This window comes from uncultured Paenibacillus sp. (assembly GCF_963515335.1).
Classification (GTDB): Bacteria; Bacillota; Bacilli; order Paenibacillales; family Paenibacillaceae; genus Paenibacillus_I.
The window spans coordinates 1-20940 of the sequence record NZ_CAUPYC010000011.1; the positions used below are offsets into that span (position 1 = coordinate 1).

Sequence of the window (20940 nt, forward strand, 5' to 3'; positions counted from 1 at the left end):
AACCCGGAAAGCCTTGCTACGCCTGGTGCTGGAAAATTATGTCGCCAAACTTGGGATATAAGTTTTTTATCCTTAATGGGGTCCCCGAAAAGTAACCGGATTAAGCTACAGAGCATCACGTCACTTTTTGGGGGTTATTTCATTGCCTCTTATTCCATTATGCCCTTATCCGCCGATCCGGATTCCGACCCGCTTGTCGCCAAGCTGCACCGTCCCCATGCCGTCTTCGGCCTTGTAGTCGACGCCCGTAAGCAGCACGTTCTCGAACAGGACGCTCTCGAACGCCGTTAGCGCGGCGCGCAGCTCATCGTCGACATCGAGCGTCAGCATGATCCGCTTCTCGATCGGCAGATCGAGCTTTTTGCGGAGGTCCTGGACGGCGCGGATCACCTCTCGGACCCAGCCCTCCTGCTCAAGCTCCGGGGTAATGTCCGTGTTCAGGGCCACATTCACACCGTTGCCCGAAGCCGAAGCGTAGCCGGGCTTCGCCTGCTTCTCGACGAGCAGCTCGTCAAGCGCGATGTCCAGCGTCTCGCCTTCTGCAGTGGTGAGGGCAATCCCTCCGTTCTGCACGGCCGCTCTCGCTTCGTCCGGGCCGAGCGCCTTCAGATGAGCCTGGATCGGGCCGACATGCTTGCCGAACTTTTTGCCCGCCGCCTTCAGGTTCAGCTTCAAGGTGAAGTCGACGAAGCCGCTGTCGCTGTTCTCCACGACGATTGACTTGACGTTGATCTCGTCCTTGATAATGTCCTCGTAGCCGGCAAGGTCGAATTCCCGGTCGAGCGACACGATGAGCGTCGAAAGCGGCTGGCGCGTCTTGATGCCGGTCTCATTGCGCACGTTGCGCGCCAGCTCGACGATTTGCCGGGTCGCTTCCATATCCCGCTCCAGCGCGGGATCGGACAATCCGTCCGCCGGCTGCGGATAATCGGCAAGATGCACGCTGCCTTCACCGCCCAGGTTGCCGTATACGTCCTCAGCAAGCAGCGGGGCATAAGGCGCGATCAGCTTGGCAAGCGTGACAAGCGCATACTGCAGCGTAACGTACGCATTCGTCTTGTCCGCCGTCAGCCCTTCGCCCCAGAACCGGTCGCGGGAGCGGCGGATATACCAGTTGCTGAGCTCGTCGACGAACGACTCGATCGCTCTGGCCGGATTTAAGAAATCGTTCGCCTCGAGCCCGGCCGACACCTGCCCGACCAATGTGTTCAAGCGGGACACGATCCAGCGGTCCAGCTTGCTCGCATCCGCGCCGTTGAAACGTTGAACTACGGCAGCTTGCAGCTCCGCGCTTTTCGCCGGCTTGTAGCCGTCGATGGTCGCATACAGCGCGAAGAACGCGTGCGTGTTGACGATCGTGTCGATCACCTTCGATTTGGCCTCGCCCACGATGCCGCGGGAGAACCGCTTGCTGTTCCAGGGCGCGCTGTCCGACAGCAGCGCCCAGCGGAACGCGTCGGTACCGTATTCGTTGATGATTTCCCAAGGGTCGATGACATTCCCTTTCGACTTGGACATTTTTTGCCCGTTCTCGTCGAGGATGTGGCCGGTGGAAATCACCGCTTTGTACGGCGCCCTGCCGTTATAGAGCGTCGAGACGGCCAGCAGGCTGAAAAACCAGCCGCGCGTCTGGTCGATCCCTTCGCAGATGAAGTCGGCCGGATACTGTTCCTCGAACCGTTTCTCATTCTCGAACGGATAATGCTGCTGCGCGAACGGCATCGAGCCGCTGTCGAACCAGACGTCGATCACCTCGGACGTGCGCGTCATGACCCCCCCCGCGCAATGCGGGCAATTCAGATGCACCTCATCGACGTAGGGCTTATGCAGTTCGAGATCCTCGGCGATCGGCTTGACCGAGCGGGCGCGCAGGTCGGCATGGCTTTCCGGGGCATATTCGCCCTTGCAATCGGCGCATACCCAAACGTTAAGCGGCGTCCCCCAATAGCGGTTCCGGCTGATGTTCCAATCGACGAGCTCCTCGAGGAATTTGCCGAAGCGGCCTTCGCGGATATGGCCGGGATACCAGTCGACGGTGGCGTTGTTGGCGATCAATTGGTCCTTGACGGCGGTCGTCTTGATGAACCAGCTTTCCGTCGCATAGTACAGCAGCGGCGTTTTGCAGCGCCAGCAGAACGGATAGCTGTGCTCGTACCTTTCCTTCGAGAACAGCAGCCCGCGCTCGCTGAGCATTTTCACGATGTCCACATCGCAATCCTTGACGAACCGGCCCGCCAGATCCGTCACCTCGTCGGTATAGCGGCCGGCGTTGTTGACGACGCTGACGAAATCGACGCCGTGCTGCCGGGTGACGCGGTAGTCGTCTTCCCCGTGCGCAGGCGCCATATGCACGATGCCCGTACCGCTCGTGTCGCTGACGAAATCGTCGCCGAGCACGACAAAGCCTTTGTCCGCCCGTACATAACGGAACGGCGGCTCGTAGCTTCTGCCGACCAGCTCTGCGCCCTTCAGCTTGGAGAGCACCTCGTGTTCACCCTTAAAGACGCTTTCGACCAGCGCTTCCGCCACGATATACGTTTCGCCCGCCTGCGCAACGCGGGCATAAGTAAGGTTAGGGTTGACGGCCAGCGCCACATTGGCCGGCAGCGTCCACGGCGTCGTCGTCCACGCCAGAATCGACTCGCCCGACGCCAGCTTGAACTTGACCGTGGCGCTCAGGTCCTTTACGTCCTCGTAGCCTTGCGCCACCTCATGCGAGCTCAGCGTCGTCTGGCAGTCCGGGCAATACGGGCTGACGCGGTGGCCGCGATAGAGCAGCCCTTTCTTGTGAATCGTCGACAGGATGTGCCAGACGCTCTCGATATAACCGTTGTTCAGTGTGATGTACGGATCGTCCATGTCGGTCCAGTAAGCGATCGCTTCCGTCAGCTCCCGCCATTGCCGCTCGTATTCGAAAACGCTGGCCTTGCATTTTTTGACGAACGCCTCGACGCCGTAGTTCTCGATTTCCTGCTTGCCCGAGATGCCGAGCTGCTTCTCGACGCCGAGCTCGACGGGAAGGCCGTGGGTATCCCAGCCCGCCTTGCGGACGACCCGGTAGCCGGCCATCGTTTTGTAGCGGCCGACAAAATCCTTGATCACCCGTCCGAGCACATGGCCGATATGCGGCGCGCCGTTTGCCGTCGGCGGTCCCTCGTAAAAGACGAAATTCGGCTTGCCGGCCCGGTTTTCAATCGACTTCTTAAACGTTTCCTCCTCGTTCCATCTGTTCAAAATGCGCAGCTCGCGGGCTCTTGCCCGCTCCTTCACATCCACGCGTTGCATCCGGTTCCGCTCCTTCTATAATGAAATTGGTTTAATTCGCAATCGTCCACACCTTCGCTCTCACACCCCAACACGCAAAAACCGGCTTACTGCTCGCCTCGCACGCGCTTCCGCCGCTGTAGTACACAAAATGCGTCTTACAGCCGATCTTGTACTGACTTTCGTCGATGTAGCACGGAAAATTGCAACTGTTAATGCCGGATTCCAGCGTTATTCCGCACAGCAGGCGCATGAAGTCATCGTTAATGCCGGATTCCAACGTTATTCCTCGCGGCAGGCGCGTTGCAGCCGCTTCGGGGGTTTGCCGGGCTAACAACAAAAAACCCGTCCCGATAGGGACGAGTCTTCACTCGCGATACCACCCTTGTTCCGGATAACGGGCTCAACGCTGCCTTATAAAAAGACGGCGCGGAGGCGCTCCGGCACCTTCGCCGCAAACGAGATCGTCTGCGTTCCTTATAACGGCGGACACCCGGCGCCGCTTACAGCTACCGTTCGGCGGCGCTTCTCGGAGAGGATATTCGGCTGGGGTCGAACGCCGGCTTGCAGCGGATGCCGGCTCTCTGGGGAACGATTCCCGCAGCTTACTCGTTCTCGTCGACGAAGTTAAGTCAATTGCATTCATTCATTATCGTTATACACCGAACGATGCCGATTGTCAAATCCGTTCGCCTACTCCCGATCCAACGCCTCGCGCACTTCACGGCTTTCGCGCTCGCGGCTCAGCCTGCTATCCCCGCCCTCCCGCTGCTCGCGTCCTTCGCGGCTTTCGCGCTGCAGAAGGCTGCCGCCTTCAAGCGACTCCCAGCCGTCCTGACTGAGCAGTTCGAGCTGCGCTTCCACAAGCGTGCGAAAACGCATGCGGTAGATCGACGCCTGCTTCTTGAGCTCCTCCACCTCGAGCGCCACCTTGCGCGACTTGGAGAGCGCCTCGTTGATGATCCGGTCGGCGTTCTTCTCCGCTTCCTTGATGATCAGCTGCGCTTCCTTCTTGGAGTTGTTCTTCACCTCGTCGGCCGCTTCCTGGGCGACGATGATCGTCTTGCTTAACGTTTCCTCGATGTTCGCAAAATGATTCAGCTTCTCCTGAAGGCCGAGAACTTGGTTCTGCAGCTCCTTGTTCTCGCGGATCAACGCCTCGTAATCTTTTATGACCTGGTCGAGGAATTCATTGACCTCATCCTCATCGTACCCGCGCAGACGGCGGCCGAATTCCTTGTTATGTATGTCCAATGGCGTAAGCGGCATTGGCGCACCTCCTAATGAATGGCGATTGCATGATGGTATCATAAGATTCGACAGAACCGCCCAAATTCCTGCATGCCGCTAAATAAATTTACCTACCCGCACCCGAATTCTGCCCTTCTTCGTCACGCCTTCGACGGCAAGCATCTTGAAGCGGCCGAGCCCCTGGATGGAAACGACGTCGCCTTCCTTCAACGGGGTGGACGGATCCTCCTCCGCCTTCCAGTTGACGCGGCAGCGCCCGGCTCGGATCGGCCCGACGATCTTCGTTCGGCTGATCCGGTAGACGTCGCTGCAGATGCCGTCCAGACGCAAAGAAGCCACCGTAAAGCTCATTTCCTCCAATTCAGGCTTGACCGTCCGCAGCTGCCCGATCGGAAGAATGTCCGTGAGAACATGAACCCGGTGCACTTGTCTGAGATTGATATTTAAATAATCGGCGATTTCTTCGGCAACCAGAAAATGCGCCCCGTCCGGATGAACGTGAATATCGCCGATCCGGTCGCGCTTGATGCCCAGCCCGAGCATAGCGCCCAGGTAATCGCCGTGGTCAAGCCGCGAAAGCGACTGGTCGGCGCTTCTTGCGGACAGCACGGCGATACCCGCCGGCTCGTCCTCGACGTCCCGGTAGGCCGGCGCAATGATCGCGCGGCGCCGCTCGGCGTCCGGGTATCCGCCGTCCAGCCTGACCAGCGCGTCCGGCTCGCGGTTCGCCAAGGCAGTCAGGATAAACGACTGGCGCGGATCGAGAAAATCGGTCCGGCGCACCTCGTGCCGGTTCGCCGCACGGTCGAGCCACTCCGCCGCGCGGTCGACGAAAGCCCGCTCATCCGGATGAAAATGCACATAGAGATCGTTTCGCATAAACCCGGACCCTACACGAAGAAATCGATGACCGCGATCAAGCCGGCCGCGATGAATTGGAGCGCGAAAATGGCGACGATCGGCGAGATGTCAAGCATGCCGCCGATCGGCGGAATGAGACGCCGAAACGGCGAAAGGTAAGGCTCGACGAGCTTGCCGAGCATCTCGCCTATGAAGCTCTCGCGCGCATTCGGCAGCCAGGATAGAAGAATGTAAGCGATGATAATGAATGTGTATATTTGTTGGACGATGTAGATGAAGTTTTTTACCTCTTGGGGCACGATGTCACCTCATTTTGTTATAGTCGTTCTCCTCCGTCAGCATATCCGTTATGGATCCCTGGATTTCGACCGAGTCCGGTGTGCACAGAAAAACATTCGGGCCGAGCTTGGAAATCGAGCCGCTCAAGGCATAAACCGTACCGCTCAAAAAATCGATGATGCGCATCGCGTGATCGCTGCGCACCCGCTGCAGGTTCACGACGACGGAGCGCCTCGACCGAAGATGGTCCGCAATCTCCTGCGCTTCGTCATAGGAGCGCGGCTCGTTCAGGACGACGCGCACGTGTTTTTGGGAATGGATGCTGACGACGTTGTTTCCTTTCATACTTTTACGCGAATCGAACGCCGGCGTTTCAAAATCCTGCTCGGCATCCTGCGGCTGACGTTCCCGCTCGACGACCTCTTCTTCCTCCTGCAGTCCGAGAAAATTCATAAACCGGTTCATGACGCTCATTGCGCAGCCTCCTCTTTCCCCACCAGTATCGTTCCAAGCCGGAGCCATGTGGCTCCTTCCTCCACCGCAATTTCAAAGTCGTTGGACATGCCCATCGATAAGCCCTTAGCCTCCGACGGCAGCACGGCGCGTTGATTGAGCTCGTCCCTCAGCAGGCGAAGACCGCGGAATACCGGCCGCGTCTCCTCGGGCTCCGACTCGTACGGCGCCATCGTCATGAGGCCTGCGATCTCCACGTTCGGCAGCGGGGCCACCGTTCGCGCGAAATCGATCAGCTCCTCCGGAGCAAGTCCGTGCTTGGAATGCTCGCCGGACACGTTCACTTGGATGAAACAGGGAACCTTGATGCCGAGCTGACCGGCCTTGCGGTCGATCGCTTGCGCGAGCGACAGCCTGTCCAGCGAATGAATATAAGCAAACCGGCCTACGACCTCCTTCACCTTGTTCGTCTGGAGCGACCCGATGAAATGCCAGATCGGACGTTCCGGTTCGGGCCAGGCTGCGGTTTGTTCCGTGATCGCCCGCCACTTCGCTTCGGCGTCCTGCCAGCGGTTCTCCCCGAGATTCGGGAGTCCGCACCGGAGCGCTTCGAGCGCGGCGGCGGCCGATACATATTTCGTAACGGCAATGATGCCGATCTCTTCGGGCGACCTCCCGCATCTTGCGCAAGCTTCGCGAATCCGGCGGTCGACCTCGCTGCGCCTTTCCGTTACCGTCAAGGGAACGTTCACCTCTCTTGAAATCCGATGAAGCTCGCCATCCGTCCGGCGGCCCCGTTCTCCATCCGGTGCGAGAAAAACGAATCCCGTCCGCAGCCGGTACATATTTCCGTTAATTCGATGTTCGTCGGCAATATTCCTGCTTTTATCATAATCTGTCGGTTTATTTCTTTCAAGTTCAGCATCGCCTTGCCGTCCGGCAGCGGCGCAATCATCTTCCCGGCCGACGTTCCGGCCGCCTCGGCAAGCGACTCGGCGAGCGGCGACACCTTCGCGATAACCGGCCCGTCGACCTCGTAGCAGCACGCCCCGATCGACGGGCCGATCGCGCCGAGCAGATCGGCCGGCTCCGATCCGTATGCCTCCGCCATCGCCTCCACCGTCTTGCACGCAATTTCCGCCACCGTGCCTTTCCAGCCGGCATGCGCAAGCGCGGCTGCCCGGCGGACGGGATCGACAAAGTACAACGGCACGCAATCGGCATAAAACGACGTCAGCAGCACGCCGGGCACGTCCGTCATCAAAGCGTCCGTATCCTGAATCGCGTCCGACCGCGCACGCCGCCCCCGGCCTCTGTCCGCGCGCTCCACCCGGTACACGGCGTCGCCATGCACCTGCTCGGCGCACGTCCACGCCTCGAACGGCCATCCGGCCGCTTCGGCGACGGCGCGCCGGTTGCGGATAACGGCTTCGTCGTCATCGCCGACATGCAGGCCGCAATTCAGCGACTTCCACGGCTCGCCGCTGACGCCCCCTTCCCGCCCCGTAATCCCGGCCGTCAGCCCCGGCATGCGGTCCATCCACACCCGCAATAAAAAAAGCGAAGGCTCCTTCGCGTCGCTGCGTTCCCTGACCATAAACGGCTCCATCCGGCCATCACCTCCAGCCCAGTTTACCACACCTCGGCGTCGGCGGGCGAGTCGGCATCCTATCGGGAATGGAGCTCCTCGTCCTGCTTGTAGGGCTTCGTCTCGTCAAGGCGGACAAGCACGACGTCCGCTCCGATTTTTACAATGTTCCGCCACGGAATGACGACTTCCGTTCCGCTTCCGAACAGTCCGAAAAACCGGCTGTCGGTGGGCACGACGATCGAATCGATCCGGCCCTGGCGCAGATCGAGCTCCAGATCGCTCACCTGCCCGAGCCGTTTGCCGTCGACGATGTTGATGACGTCTTTCGTTTGGAAGTCGGAAATTTTCATCGCATGCGCACCACGCTTTACTGGGATCGGACCGGAAGTCCTCTTATTACACTATATGTGCGCGCGCCCATAAATGTCCTTGAAAATGAAGAAGCGGCCGACTCGGGCCGCCGTACAGCAGAAGGCTCAGCTTTTGACGTGCTTCTGCATTTGCTGGATGGCCGATTTTTCGAGCCGCGATACCTGGGCCTGCGAAATGCCGATCTCGTCCGCCACCTCCATCTGGGTTTTCCCTTCGAAAAAACGCATCGATAAAATCATTTTCTCCCGCTCGCCGAGCTTGTGCATCGCTTCCCGGAGCGCGATCTCCTCGATCCAGGATACGTCCTTGTTCTTGTCGTCGCTGATTTGATCCATCACATAGATCGGGTCGCCGCCGTCGTGATAGATCGGCTCGAACAGGGAGACCGGGTCCTGGATCGCATCGAGGGCGAATACGACATCCTCCTTGGGCACGTTGAGCGCCTCGGAAATTTCAAATATGGTCGGCTCGCGCGAATTTTTGTTCGTCAGGCTGTCCCGGACCTGCAAGGCTTTATAAGCGATATCCCGAAGGCTGCGGGACACCCGGATCGGATTATTGTCGCGAAGGTAGCGCCGGATTTCGCCGATGATCATCGGCACGGCGTAGGTCGAAAACTTCACATTTTGGCCGAGGTCGAAGTTGTCGATCGCCTTCATCAGGCCGATGCAGCCGACCTGGAACAGGTCGTCCACAAATTCCCCACGGTTATTGAATCGTTGAATCACGCTCAGCACCAAGCGCAGGTTGCCGTTAACCAATTTCTCTCTGGCTGCCAGTTCGTTGCGCGTTTGCAGCGCCGTGAATAATTCGCGCATCTCGGCGTTCGTCAGGACGGGCAGTTTTGCGGTATCCACTCCACAGATCTCAACTTTGTTTCGGGTCAATGTGATTACCTCCCAAGGAGAAACATTACTGTACATTATCCCCGCGGGCTTCTTTTTTATTCCAGCCTGCCGGTCTTGCCGACATGCCCGAAGCCTTGCTGAAAAAATAGAAAAAACGTTGATTTACCAACGTTTTTTACGTTCTCCGACCTTCGGATCCGCCGCTTTGCGCAAAAGCGAAACAGCCCCCGCGAGCGGAGGCTGCGACTATACCATTTTGTTGAATTCCTTGCGCAGCCGTTTGATGATCCGTTTCTCGAGCCGCGATATATAGGATTGTGAAATGCCGAGCTGGTCGGCGACATCCTTCTGCGTTTTTTCCTCGCCGTCGCTCAGGCCGAACCGGAGCTCCATGATCGTCCGCTCCCGCTCCGACAGCTTGTCGAGCGCTTTGTGGAGCAGCTTCCGGTCCACCTGCTCCTCGATGTTGCGGTAGATCGTATCGTTCTCCGTGCCCAGCACGTCGGAGAGCAGCAGCTCGTTGCCGTCCCAATCGATGTTCAGCGGTTCATCGAACGAAACCTCGGTACGGGTTTTACTGTTGCGGCGCAAATACATGAGGATCTCATTCTCGATGCAGCGGGACGCATAGGTGGCGAGCTTGATCTTTTTCTCCGGATCGAACGTGTTGACCGCCTTGATCAGGCCGATGGCGCCGATCGAGACGAGGTCCTCGATGTGGATGCCCGTGTTCTCGAATTTACGGGCGATATAGACGACAAGCCGCAGATTCCGCTCGATCAGCATCGCGCGAATCGCCGAGTCGCCGGAAGAAAGCTTTTCCAGCAAATACTCTTCCTCTTCCCTCGTGAGCGGCGGGGGCAAAGCCTCGCTTCCGCCTATGTAGTAGATTTCTTCGCTTTTTAATCCGAATAAAAACAAAATCCGGTAATAATATAACTGCAGGATCAATTTCCACTTGACTCTCATTTGCGCCAGTCCTCCCCGTCTGCCATATTCCGAAGTCAGCCGGCGTCCCGGCTCTCGAGCAATGATGGATGGACGATCGCCTGATACGTGCCGTCCGACACCAGCTTGCCGCCGTCCAGGCCGATCAGCACCTTGTGCGATTCGTACATCCGGCCGTTCTGTTCGATACATACCCCATCGGGCTTCAGCGCCAGCATGAATTGCGTGCCCCGGTTAATGCCGCGGTAGGGCACCAGCCGCAGCCGGTCGCGCCACGGACTGTTGTCCGCGTCAAGACCCGCGAGCAGCCGGTCGACGTGCGTATCGCGGATGCGCTCCATCCATGCGGCGGGAAGCTCCGACTGCCATACGGCCGCTTCCATCACCATGACCGGCGTTCTCGTCAGCGGATCGTAAAGCTGGTTGCCCGTATCGATCAAGCCCGTACACCGCCATTCCCGGCCGTCGATCGTAACGGTAACCCCGGCGAGGTGCGACTCCGTCCTTTCCAGCTTTCGCCGCCCGTTCCATACGGCCCGGTAAACATACAAGGCCGCGGCCGCAGCCGCAAGCACGAACCAGATCCCCGCGTTGAACTCAATCCCGAGCTTGCCTGTCCGAGCGAACCAGATCCCGTCCCACAGCTCTCCCGAGCTTTGCAGCAAATAATAAATGCCCAGCACGCCGCCGGCAGCCGCAAAGTTGACGCCGTAAAACGCGGCGATGTTGCGCGTGAAATGCTGAAGGCTTCCGAAGCCGAATGCCGCCCAGAGCATGAGCAGCGACAGTGCGATTTTGACGAGAAACGTGTACAGAAACGACAATGCCGGCGCCAACATAAAGACGACATAGCAGGCGCCGATTGCCGCCGCCCCCGCTAGACGCGGCCACCGGGGCCGCAGCCCGCGCACCCACGCGGTCGTGAACAATACCGTGCCGTCAATGACGAAATTGACGGCAAATACCAGATCCGCATAAACGACGATAAGCCTCACCCTCCTGTCTGCAGGGGCAAGCGCGGCCTGCTTGGTATGCGCCGGTTAACGGGATGAAATCAGTATAGGTTAATCTTATTTCAATGTCTGTCTAAACATGCCGTCACGGCCGATCTTTTTTTGTCGAGCTTGACGAAGGAGCGAACCTCCCGCCGAAGCTGGAGCTGGAGTAGATTGGTACGAGCCTGCAGCGCTATAGAGGGCCTCCTCGGCCTGGGCCGCCCTCGCCGCCGCGCGTCTCTCGACAGGTAAACCTGTCGGAGCCGCTCTAACGATAGCGATATGCGCCGCGGGAGACGCCCTGACCGCAGTTCCCTTCCGACCACGCAAAATAATCCCCAAAAAGTGACGTGATGCTCTGTAGCTTAATCCGATTACTTTTCGGGGACCCCATTAAGGATATAAAATCTTTATATACAAAAAAATCCCGTACCACGATCGGATCGTGGTACGGGATTCATCGGCTGCGATTAACGGTCGCGCGGACTTTTGCGCAGAAATGCCGGAATGTCCAATTGGTCGGCGGACTGATTGGAGTTGAAAGGCTTCAAATTGTGCGTTGACGCCGGACGCGCTTCGGAACCGTCGGAGGACGCCTGACCCGGCATGCCGCGGCGCATCGCGCCGCCTTTGAGCTCGAAGCCGGTCGCGATGACCGTCACCTTGATGTCGTCCTTCATATCCTCGTCGATGCTTGCTCCGAAAATCATGTTCACGTCCGGATCGGACGCCGCGATCACGATCTCGGCCGCTTCGTTCACTTCGTACAGCGACAGATTGGCGCCGCCGGTAATGTTCATGATAATGCCGCGCGCGCCGTCGATCGACGTCTCGAGCAGCGGGCTCATGATCGCCTTGCGCGCCGCCTCGGCCGCGCGATTCTCGCCTGCCGCCGTGCCGATCCCCATCAGCGCGGAGCCGCGCTCGGTCATGATCGTCTTCACGTCGGCGAAGTCGAGGTTGATCAGGCCCGGAACCGCGATCAGGTCGGAAATACCCTGGACGGCTTGGCGCAGAACGTTATCCGCCTCGCGGAACGCTTCGAGCATCGGCGTTTTCTTGTCGACAATCTCAAGCAGCCGGTCGTTCGGAATAACGATCAGCGTGTCGACCTTCTCCTTGAGCGCCTCGATGCCGAGATCGGCTTGTCCGGACCGCTTGCGGCCCTCGAAGGTGAACGGGCGCGTCACGACGCCTACCGTCAGCGCCCCGCACTCCTTGGCGATTTCGGCAATGACCGGAGCGGCGCCCGTACCGGTTCCGCCGCCCATGCCGGCCGTGACGAACACCATATCGGCGCCCTTCAGCGTGCTCGCGATCAGATCGCGCGTCTCCTCGGCCGCTTTCTTGCCGACTTCGGGGTTGGCGCCGGCGCCGAGGCCCCGGGTAAGCTTGTCCCCGATCTGAAGCTTATGTTCGGACTTGGCCAAGTGCAGCGCCTGCGCATCCGTGTTCACCGTGATGAACTCGACGCCCTTGACGCCATTCTCGATCATCCGGTTAACGGCGTTGCTGCCGCCCCCGCCGACGCCGATCACCTTGATTTGCGCCAGTTGTTCCATATCGAAATCGAATTCCAGCATTTCTTGGTTCCCCCGATCAAATGAATTCGCTAAACATATTTTTCAGCCGCTCGAACAGTCCGGGCTTGGACGGCGCGGAAGGAGTCGTGCCCTGCTTGCGCACGGCCGCTTTCTTGGCCGGTCCGGCCGAACGGTTCCGCATGTACCGGGAGACGTATTGAATCATGCCGACGCCGCTCGTGTAGGCGGGATCGCGAACACCGATGTAATCTGGAACCGCGATGCGGACGGTCGATTCCAGCTCGCTCTGCGCAAGCGCGAGAGCGCCGGGAATCGACACCGCCCCTCCGGTCAGCACGTACCCGTTCACCTTGTCTCCGTAACCGAGACGGCGAACCTCCTGGCGAATCAAATGGAAAATCTCTTGCATCCGCGGTTCGATAATGTTAGCCAAATCCACCTGGGAGAATTCCTTTTCCACGTTGCTGCCCATGCGCATCACTTTAAACTTCTGGTCCTCCGCCGCGTCGTCGACGACCGAGCAGCCGAACTTCAGCTTGATCTTCTCGGCCTGCTCCGTCTGTGTCCGCAGTCCGTACGAGATGTCGTTCGTGACGTATTCCCCGCCGACCGGAAGCGTCGACGTGGCGACAAGGCTGCCTTGATCGAATACGGCTATCGTACAGGATCCCGCGCCGATATCCGCCAGCACGGTCCCCATGTTCTTCTCGTCTTTGGTCAATGCCATTTGGCCGGAGGCCAGCGACATGAGGATGACACCGGCAATGTGCAGATCCGCTTTCTCCACGCATCGCATGAGGTTATGTATCGCGGTCTTGGCCCCCGTAATGACGGTCGCTTCCACCTCCAGCCTCACCCCGATCATACCGCGGGGATCGGAAATGCCGTCCAGTCCGTCCACCAGAAACTGCTTGGGCACAAGCCCGATAATTTCTCGCTCCGGCGGCAGCGCGACGACCTTCGCCGCCTGCAGCACCCGCTCGATATCCTCTTCGCCGATTTCCCGGTCCTCATTGGAAACGGCTACTACTCCGTGGTTCGTCTGAAGCGCGATATGATTGCCTTGAATGCCTACATATACGTCGGATATTTGAATGCCAACCATGCGTTCGGCGTGATCCACGGCGTTGCGGATCGACTGCACGGTTTGGTCGATGTCCACGATGGCTCCTTTGCGAATGCCCTCCGAGTCGGCAGATCCAACCCCAATAATATTAATGGTTCCGTTCTGAACTTCCCCAATAATAGCACGAACTTTGGATGTACCGATGTCCAAACTGACGATGATGTCGTTGCTGCTCAACCCAAGGCACCTCCGTTTCAAAAGAAATGTAATCTAAATATTTGGAGTACATCATATAATACTAACATAACTGCGAGTTTGCAGACACTGTTCTACTTATTCAACGCAGCTTATATTTTCCCTCTTTTTTCTACAAGTTTTTTATCGTTCGCAGGCTGCCAATTATTTCACATAAGCTCGGCGGCGAGGGAACTCCCGGGCATCGGAGCCCGAAAAACTCCATAAACGAAATTGTATCATTGTTTCAGTTCATTGAGTAGTCTCTTTTTGCCCCGCGTTATTCCGCGCTTTCCGGCGCCGCGTCGTCCGCCGCATAAGGCACATAATAGTCGGAAAGCAGCGTCGTCACGCTTCCGGGCTCCTGCGTCTCGATGACCGCTTGAATCGTTTCCGCCTTCTCTTGCAGCAGGGAGACCGCGGTCACGATTTCAAACTTCGTTCTGGTATAAATCTTGATCCTGTCCTTGTAGGACTTGGACGGGTACGGGATAATTTCCGAGAAATCGGAGAGCAGTTCATCCGGAACGGAAGACAGCACCCGCGTCAGCTCCGCTTTGTTCGGGTCGTCCTTCTTCCATCCGCTCAGCACGGGCTTGTCGACAACGAAATTGCTGCCGCTGCCGACCGTCGCGCCGTTCGACAAAATCGCGGTGATCAGGCCGTCTTCCGTCAGTTCGAACGCGACCGCGGAATATTCCTTGACCGTAATCGCGATTTTGCCGGGAAACGACTTGTCGACGGTTACGGCTTCGACCGGCTTGAGCTTCGCGATTCGCCGCTCAATCTCGCCCTTGCCGGGAAAGAAGAAAGGATCCCCTTCGGCGATGCCCGAAGCGTCCCGGATGTCATTGGCGGCGATATATTGTTGTCCGGAAACGGAGATTGCGGAAATTTCACTGATCGGCGACCGAAAAAACAACACGCCCAGCAGCGCGACGAACAGCAGCAAAAGGATGAGAAGCAGCTTGCGGCTGTTCTTTCGTCCTTGCTTCGGCTGCCGCAGCACCGGCATCGATTCAGCCATAGAACACTTGTCCCTTCTCTCACGAAAAAACATCCGGTCCTTCGGTGAAGGAAGCCGGGATGTATGCATTGGTTGTCAGCCCGGCGCGACCCGGTTGCTGGAAACGGCGGAATAGCGCGAGATGCGGGCGCCCAGTCGGCCGAGCATCGTCTCGATCCGGTCGTAGCCTCTGTCGATCCGGTGAACCTGCTCGACGACCGTCTTCCCCTGCGCGGCCAGGCCGGCGATGACAAGCGCCGCTCCCGCCCTCAGGTCTGTCGCCTCGACCGTTGCGCCGTACAGCCGAGGCACGCCGCGAATGATCGCCGAATTCATATCGACGCGGATGTCGGCCCCCATGCGGGTCAATTCGTCGACATGCTTGAAACGGCCTTCGAATATTGTTTCTTTCATCACGCTTACGCCGTCCGCCAGAGCAAGCAGAACCATCACCTGGGATTGCAGGTCGGTCGGAAAAGCGGGGTACGGCGACGTGACGACCCGCTCGACCGCCTTCGGTCTGGAGGTGCCGCCGACCTTCATTATATCACCGTCGACGGTCACTTGAACACCTGCGCGGCGCAAAACATGAATAAGCGAGGTCAGATGGGAGGGATTGGTGTTCTGCAGCGTCACGCTGCCTCGGGTGGCAGCCGCGGCGACCATAAGCGTGCCGGTCACGATGCGGTCGGGAATGATGCGGTAGCGGCACGGAACGAGCGAGCTTACCCCCTCAACCGTGATCGTATCCGTTCCGGCCCCAATGATTTTGGCGCCCATCCGGTTGAGAAAGTGCTGCAGATCCTGGATCTCAGGCTCGCGCGCCGCGTTGCTGATGACGGTGATCCCGTCCGCCAGCACGGCGGCCATCATGATGTTCTCCGTGGCGCCGACGCTGGGGAATTCCAGGTGAATGTCGGCTCCCTTAAGCTGCGCGGCGCGGCAGACGATTCGGTTGCCGTCCTCCTCGATTTCGGCGCCGAGCGACTGCAGTCCGCGGAGGTGGATGTCGATCTTTCGTTCGCCGATCGCGCATCCGCCGGGCTGATAAATCTCAACTTTGCCGAACCGCGCAAGGAGCGGGCCCATGAGGAAAATCGAAGAGCGCATTTGGCCCATCAGCGACTCGGGGATGTGGCAGGAATCGGCGGGACCGGTGTCGAGCACGACGGACGGTCCGATGCGCTCCGCCCGGCAGCCCAGGTCGCGCAAAATGTCGAGCATGACGTCGATGTCGAGCAAATCCGGCACGTGATCGATGATGACGGTGCCGTTAACCAGCATGCTTGCGGCCAAAATCGGTAAAGCGGCATTTTTCGCACCTTGGATGGCGACCGTTCCGGAGAGCGGCTTGCCGCCTTCGATTACCAATTTGTCCAATGGTTCACCTCCGATTTAACGCTCACCCACCACCAATACTTCCGGCACCAGTTCAACGCCGAACGTCGCCTTGACGGTGCGTTGAATATGGGCCATTAGGGTGAGGACGTCGTTTGCCGTCGCTTGCCCGGTATTGACGATGAAATTGGCATGCTGCTCGGAGATTTCCGCGCCGCCTGCGCGGTAGCCTTTCAACCCTGCCTCCTGAATGAGTCTGGCCGCATAATCGCCTGCCGGATTGCGAAAAACGCTGCCCGCGCAAGCCATTTGCAGCGGCTGTGTGCGCAGCCTGCGGTCTTTGTAGGATGCCATGGCGGCCGCGATTTCCTTGCGGTCTCCCGGCGCCAGTTCGAAGGTCGCTTCGACGACGACGCCAAGCTTCTCGTGCAAAACCGAGCGGCGGTAGGAAAATGCCATGTCGTCGCGGTAGAAACGTGCCAATTCCCCCGTTTCCAGAACAATGTCGGCTGAATGGAATATACGTGACACATCCGACCCGTGCGCTCCGGCGTTCATGTATACGGCTCCGCCGACCGAACCCGGAATTCCCCCCGCGAATTCGAGCCCGGTCAATCCTTCTTTGCCGGCCAGCACGGACAGCTTGATGAACGAGAAAGCGGCTCCGGCCGTAACCCGGCCGCCCTCGAACCGCGCGTAATCAAGCCCCTCTCCCGGCTTGATCACGACGCCCCGGATGCCCTTGTCGCTCACCAGCATATTGGATCCGCGGCCCAGATTCGTCCACGGCACCCCGTTCGCCTTCAACAAGCGCACGGCGTTCAGCAGCTCTTCCTTGCCGCCCGGGACGATCAGCACATCGGCCGGCCCGCCGATTTTCCAGGTCGTGTAGTCGGCCAGCGGCTCACCGGGCAGAACGCGGCCGACGCCGGCTTTTTTCAATTGTTCGATCAATTGCTGCATGGCCCTTCCTCCTTCTGCCGGTTCGCACCGGTCCCGTCGTCCGTCAAGCCTCTCGCTTCCGTCCGGCCGATCAGGCGCGGAAACCGTACCGCCGTGGGGCGGCAGTCACGATTATGGGATAGTTTATGCCTTGCGAACAGGGAGTGTGACAATCGCCCACCGCCCTTCATCGCTTGCCCGCCAGCTTCCGGAGCTCCGCTGCGATTACCTCTGCCGATTGCGGCATGCTGAGCGTCCGCGCGGCTTCGCCCATCCTGCGAAGCTTGCCCGGGTCTTCGATGATGGCCGATATTTCCCTGTATAAAGCGTCACCCGACAAATCCCGTTCGAGCATCATAACGGCCGCCCCTTCGTCCGCCAGGCTGCGCGCGTTGGGCTCCTGATGGTTGCCGGTTACATTGGGCGAGGGGATCAGAATCGTCGGGATGCCGAGTGCCGTAAATTCAGCGAGGAAAGACGCTCCCGACCTGCTGACGACCAGAGACGAGGCTGCCAGCACCTCCGGCATATTGTTCAGGTAACGGATAACATGCAGGTTGGGAGGAATATTTCCTCTTTCTCTGAGACGTGTGTCGGTGCGGTCGTAATCGGCATCGCCGGTTACGAAAACGAAATGGATGTCGGGCATCGAGTGCAATTTCCCGGCCATGTCAACCACGGCATCGTTGATCGCCCGGGCGCCGCGGCTGCCGCCGACGATCAGGACGATCGGCGCGTCGGCCGGAACGCCGACGGAGGCGTACCCCCTCGTCTTGTCCGCTTGCAGCACGTTCGTCGCGCAAGGGTTGCCCGTATGCAGCACGCGGCCATGCCTGCCGAAACGTTCGAGCGATTCGCGAAAGCTGACGGCTATCACGTCCGCGTAACGGCTTAAGAACCGGTTCGTAAGCCCGGGGTCGACGTTCTGCTCATGGATAAGCGTCGGGATGCCGAGCTTGGCGGCCGCGTAGACGACAGGGCCGCACACATAGCCGCCGGTCCCGACGACGGCGTCGGGCTTGAACCGGCGCAGCAATTGTTTGGCGCGGGAGACGCCCCGCACGAAGCGGACCACGGTTTTGACATTTTCAAGCGAGAGCTTCCGGCGAAAGCCGGTTATATCGACCGCTTCGAACGGAATGCCCAGCTCGGGAACGATCCGGCTTTCGAGGCCGCGCCCCGTTCCGATGTAAAGCAGCTCCGTGCCTGGCTCCTCCCGTTCCAATTGCCTGCCGACGGCAACGGCCGGGTAAATGTGTCCCCCCGTACCGCCTCCGGTCAATACGACTCTCATAACGTCACCTCGAATAACGGGATATATTAAGCAATATGCCCAGCGCGGTCAGCAGCAGCGTCAGGGACGACCCGCCGTAGCTGACGAGCGGCAGCGTGATGCCGGTAACCGGCAGCATGCCGATGACGACGCCGATGTTGATGAAAACCTGCACGGCGACGATGCCGATAATGCCGACCGCCAGCAGGCTGCCGAACGTATCGGGCGCCGTAATGGCCGTCCGCAGGCCGCGCCAGACGAGTACAAGAAACAGCAGAATGAGGGTCGCGCCGCCGATGAAGCCCAGTTCCTCGGATACGATCGAGAAAATAAAATCGGTCTGCGGCTCCGGCAGGTAGCTGTATTTCTGGCGGCTCATGCCGAGTCCCAGGCCGATCAGGCCGCCGGGCCCGATCGCGTACAGCGATTGAATGGCCTGATAGCCGGCGCCGAGCGGATCCTGCCACGGATCGAGAAAAGCGGTGATGCGCTGCAGCCGGTAAGGCGCCGCGAGGATGAGGCCGACCAGGCCGGCAACCCCGACCAGCGCCAGCGATCCGAGGTGGGCCATGCGTGCGCCTGCCGTATAAATGACGAGCAGCGACGCGCCGACCATGACCGCGCCCGTACCGAGGTCGGGCTGGAGCATGATCAGTCCGAAAGCCGTTCCCATGATGGCGAGCGGCGGCAGCAGGCCCTTCGTGAAGGACACGATCGCCTGCTGCTTGTCGGATAAATATTTGGCGAGAAAAATGATCATCGCGAGCTTCATGAACTCGGACGGCTGAATGCCGAACGAGCTGATGCCGAGCCAGCTGCGCGCGCCTCCGCGCACGACGCCGATGCCGGGAATGAGCACGATGAGCAGCAGGCCGAAACAGATGAGCAGCCCGGCCATCGCCGTTTTGCGCCACACCCAATAGCCGGTGTTTGCGGCAAACGTCATCGCGCCGATTCCAAGCGCGGCGAACAGCAGCTGACGCTTCAAATAATAGAACGCATCGCCGAATTCGCGGAATGCCAGAACGGCGCTTGCGCTGTACACCATCACCAGGCCGATGGCCAGAATGAGCGCGATCGACCCGATCATCCACACGTCGGGAGCAGTTCGGGCTTTCGTCATGAGAGCGACACCTCTTACATCGAAAAGTAGGGACGGGCCCCCTACTTACAAGGTATGCGCCGATTGCTTAAAAATGCGTCCCCGCTGCTCGTACGACTCAAACATGTCCCAGCTCGCGCAGGCGGGCGACAGCAGCACGACATCCCCGGGCCGCGCAAGCGAAGCCGCCTCGCGCACCGCCTGTCGGAGCGTCGCTTCGGCGTCCTCCAAAGGATCGACCGTTTTCACCGCCCGTAAACCCGCAAGCTCAGCCACCTTCGCGATCTTGCCGCGCGTCTCGCCGATCGCGACGACCGCCGCCACGCGTTCCTTGAACAGCGGCAGCAGCTCCATGTAATCCGACCCGCGGTCCAGGCCGCCCGCAAGCAGCACGATTCGCCCCTTGAGCGAACGGACCGACATCGTGGTAGCGGTCGGATTCGTCGCCTTCGAGTCATTGTAATAGCGCACATCATGCTTGACGGCTACAAACTCCAGCCGATGCTCCACGCCGCGAAAATCCCGCAGCGGCGCGGCCAGCGCCGCCGGATCGGCGCCTGCCGCCAGGCAGGCGGCTATGGCCGCAAGCGCATTGGCCGTGTTATGCCTGCCGGGTATGCCGAGCTCAGCCACGCCCACGATCGCCGTTTCGCCTTCCGGACGCCGCCAGACGATCGTTCTCGCCGGCGCTTCCTCCTCCGCCTCTCCGTCCCGGAACGGCGGCTCCACGCATACGCCTTTGGCAAGCTTTTCCTTCAAGGAGAACGGCATCGGCTTGGCCTTGACCGACCCCGCCAACTGCCGGCAAACGGGGTCGTCCCAATTCAGCACCGCGGTGTCGCCGGCCGTCTGGTTCGCGAATATTTTGGCTTTGGAAGCGATGTAATCGTCCATGCCGCCGTGATAATCCAGATGCGTTTCGGCGAGGTTCAGCAAGACGGCGACGCGCGGACGGAAGGCCGCGGTTCCCTTCAATTGAAAGCTGCTGAGCTCGGCTACGAGCCAATTGTCCGGTTCCGCCGCAATCGCGGCTTCGCACAAAGGGGTTCCGATATTGCCGGCCACGATCGGATGCAGACCGGCCGCGCGCAGCAGTTCGCCCGTCAGCGTCGTCGTCGTCGTCTTGCCGTTCGAGCCGGTGATGCCGATGATCGGAGCCGGCGACAGCCAGGATGCGACCTCCACCTCCGTGACGATCTCGACGCCGAGCTCGGAGGCGCGCACGATAGGCTCCACCGTATACGGGATGCCCGGGTTTTTCACCAGCAGCGCCGTATCCGCCGTGACGAGCCCCTCGGGATGGCCGCCGCAGACGACGGTTATGCCGAGCGTCTCCAGTTCGGATGCTTCGGGCGACGAGTCGCGGTCTTTCCTGTCGTTCACGACGACCTTCGCGCCGATCGCGTGGAATACCTTCGCCACGCTGACGCCGCTTCTTGCCAAGCCGAGCACGACGACCCGCTGACCCTTGTACGATTCCGGATGGTTCATGATGTGATCGCTCCCTTACAATATTCGAGGGACGGTTGACGAATCCGTCGGTAGCCGGCTCAGCCTGCGCCATAGCCCCGCA

At 59.6% G+C, this 20940-nt stretch carries 19 protein-coding genes and 1 other annotated feature; all 19 genes read right to left on the reverse strand.

The window, feature by feature from the left end:
- Positions 1-165 precede the first annotated feature (165 nt).
- The 19 genes from ileS to murD all read right to left on the reverse strand — a co-directional run bounded on the left by ileS (position 166) and on the right by murD (position 20858).
- The gene (gene ileS / locus RWM61_RS05935) at positions 166-3285 is read right to left on the reverse strand and encodes an isoleucine--tRNA ligase (RefSeq protein ID WP_313998457.1); all 3120 of its coding nucleotides are present in this window, start codon (positions 3283-3285) and stop codon (positions 166-168) included.
- 331 nt (positions 3286-3616) lie between these two features.
- Positions 3617-3895 (reverse strand) — a binding site (T-box leader).
- Positions 3896-3957: 62 nt separating this feature from the next.
- Complete coding sequence (locus tag RWM61_RS05940) at positions 3958-4533, reverse strand: DivIVA domain-containing protein (RefSeq protein WP_313998459.1); 576 nt, start codon at positions 4531-4533, stop codon at positions 3958-3960.
- Between the two features lie 78 nt (positions 4534-4611).
- Entirely contained in the window at positions 4612-5394 is a 783-nt protein-coding gene (locus tag RWM61_RS05945; RefSeq protein WP_313998462.1) for a YlmH/Sll1252 family protein, read from the reverse strand.
- A gap of 11 nt (positions 5395-5405) precedes the next feature.
- Positions 5406-5678, reverse strand: a complete 273-nt coding sequence (locus tag RWM61_RS05950; RefSeq protein ID WP_313998617.1) for a YggT family protein — start codon at positions 5676-5678, stop codon at positions 5406-5408.
- Between the two features lies 1 nt (position 5679).
- Entirely contained in the window at positions 5680-6129 is a 450-nt protein-coding gene (locus RWM61_RS05955) for a cell division protein SepF (RefSeq protein WP_313998464.1), read from the reverse strand.
- Positions 6126-6848, reverse strand: a complete 723-nt coding sequence (locus tag RWM61_RS05960) for a YggS family pyridoxal phosphate-dependent enzyme (RefSeq protein WP_313998466.1) — start codon at positions 6846-6848, stop codon at positions 6126-6128. The genes RWM61_RS05955 and RWM61_RS05960 overlap by 4 nt, the downstream gene beginning before the upstream one ends.
- An 8-nt stretch (positions 6849-6856) precedes the next feature.
- Entirely contained in the window at positions 6857-7717 is an 861-nt protein-coding gene (gene pgeF / locus RWM61_RS05965; protein WP_313998468.1) for a peptidoglycan editing factor PgeF, read from the reverse strand.
- Between the two features lie 59 nt (positions 7718-7776).
- Positions 7777-8049, reverse strand: a complete 273-nt coding sequence (locus RWM61_RS05970) for a YlmC/YmxH family sporulation protein (RefSeq protein ID WP_313998470.1) — start codon at positions 8047-8049, stop codon at positions 7777-7779.
- A gap of 126 nt (positions 8050-8175) precedes the next feature.
- A complete protein-coding gene (gene sigG / locus RWM61_RS05975; protein WP_313998473.1) occupies positions 8176-8958 on the reverse strand; it encodes an RNA polymerase sporulation sigma factor SigG in 783 nt (260 codons plus the stop codon).
- 207 nt (positions 8959-9165) lie between these two features.
- On the reverse strand, positions 9166-9888 hold the full coding sequence (sigE, locus tag RWM61_RS05980; protein ID WP_313998475.1) for an RNA polymerase sporulation sigma factor SigE: 723 nt from the start codon (positions 9886-9888) through the stop codon (positions 9166-9168).
- A gap of 35 nt (positions 9889-9923) precedes the next feature.
- Positions 9924-10862, reverse strand: a complete 939-nt coding sequence (gene spoIIGA, locus RWM61_RS05985) for a sigma-E processing peptidase SpoIIGA (protein WP_313998477.1) — start codon at positions 10860-10862, stop codon at positions 9924-9926.
- A 470-nt stretch (positions 10863-11332) separates the two neighbouring features.
- Positions 11333-12445: a cell division protein FtsZ gene (gene ftsZ, locus RWM61_RS05990; RefSeq protein ID WP_313998480.1), complete on the reverse strand. Its 1113-nt coding sequence runs from the start codon at positions 12443-12445 to the stop codon at positions 11333-11335.
- Positions 12446-12461: 16 nt separating this feature from the next.
- Entirely contained in the window at positions 12462-13709 is a 1248-nt protein-coding gene (ftsA, locus tag RWM61_RS05995) for a cell division protein FtsA (protein WP_313998482.1), read from the reverse strand.
- 277 nt (positions 13710-13986) lie between these two features.
- Positions 13987-14733 carry an FtsQ-type POTRA domain-containing protein gene (locus RWM61_RS06000; protein ID WP_313998484.1) on the reverse strand — a complete coding sequence of 249 codons (747 nt, stop codon included), beginning with the start codon at positions 14731-14733 and terminating at the stop codon, positions 13987-13989.
- Positions 14734-14808: 75 nt separating this feature from the next.
- On the reverse strand, positions 14809-16092 hold the full coding sequence (gene murA / locus RWM61_RS06005) for a UDP-N-acetylglucosamine 1-carboxyvinyltransferase (RefSeq protein ID WP_313998486.1): 1284 nt from the start codon (positions 16090-16092) through the stop codon (positions 14809-14811).
- A gap of 15 nt (positions 16093-16107) precedes the next feature.
- A complete protein-coding gene (gene murB / locus RWM61_RS06010; RefSeq protein WP_313998488.1) occupies positions 16108-17013 on the reverse strand; it encodes a UDP-N-acetylmuramate dehydrogenase in 906 nt (301 codons plus the stop codon).
- 166 nt (positions 17014-17179) lie between these two features.
- Positions 17180-18286 carry an undecaprenyldiphospho-muramoylpentapeptide beta-N-acetylglucosaminyltransferase gene (gene murG / locus RWM61_RS06015; RefSeq protein WP_313998490.1) on the reverse strand — a complete coding sequence of 369 codons (1107 nt, stop codon included), beginning with the start codon at positions 18284-18286 and terminating at the stop codon, positions 17180-17182.
- Positions 18287-18290: 4 nt separating this feature from the next.
- The gene (spoVE, locus tag RWM61_RS06020) at positions 18291-19388 is read right to left on the reverse strand and encodes a stage V sporulation protein E (protein WP_313998494.1); all 1098 of its coding nucleotides are present in this window, start codon (positions 19386-19388) and stop codon (positions 18291-18293) included.
- Between the two features lie 45 nt (positions 19389-19433).
- Positions 19434-20858: a UDP-N-acetylmuramoyl-L-alanine--D-glutamate ligase gene (gene murD, locus RWM61_RS06025; RefSeq protein WP_313998496.1), complete on the reverse strand. Its 1425-nt coding sequence runs from the start codon at positions 20856-20858 to the stop codon at positions 19434-19436.
- Positions 20859-20940: the final 82 nt, after the last annotated feature.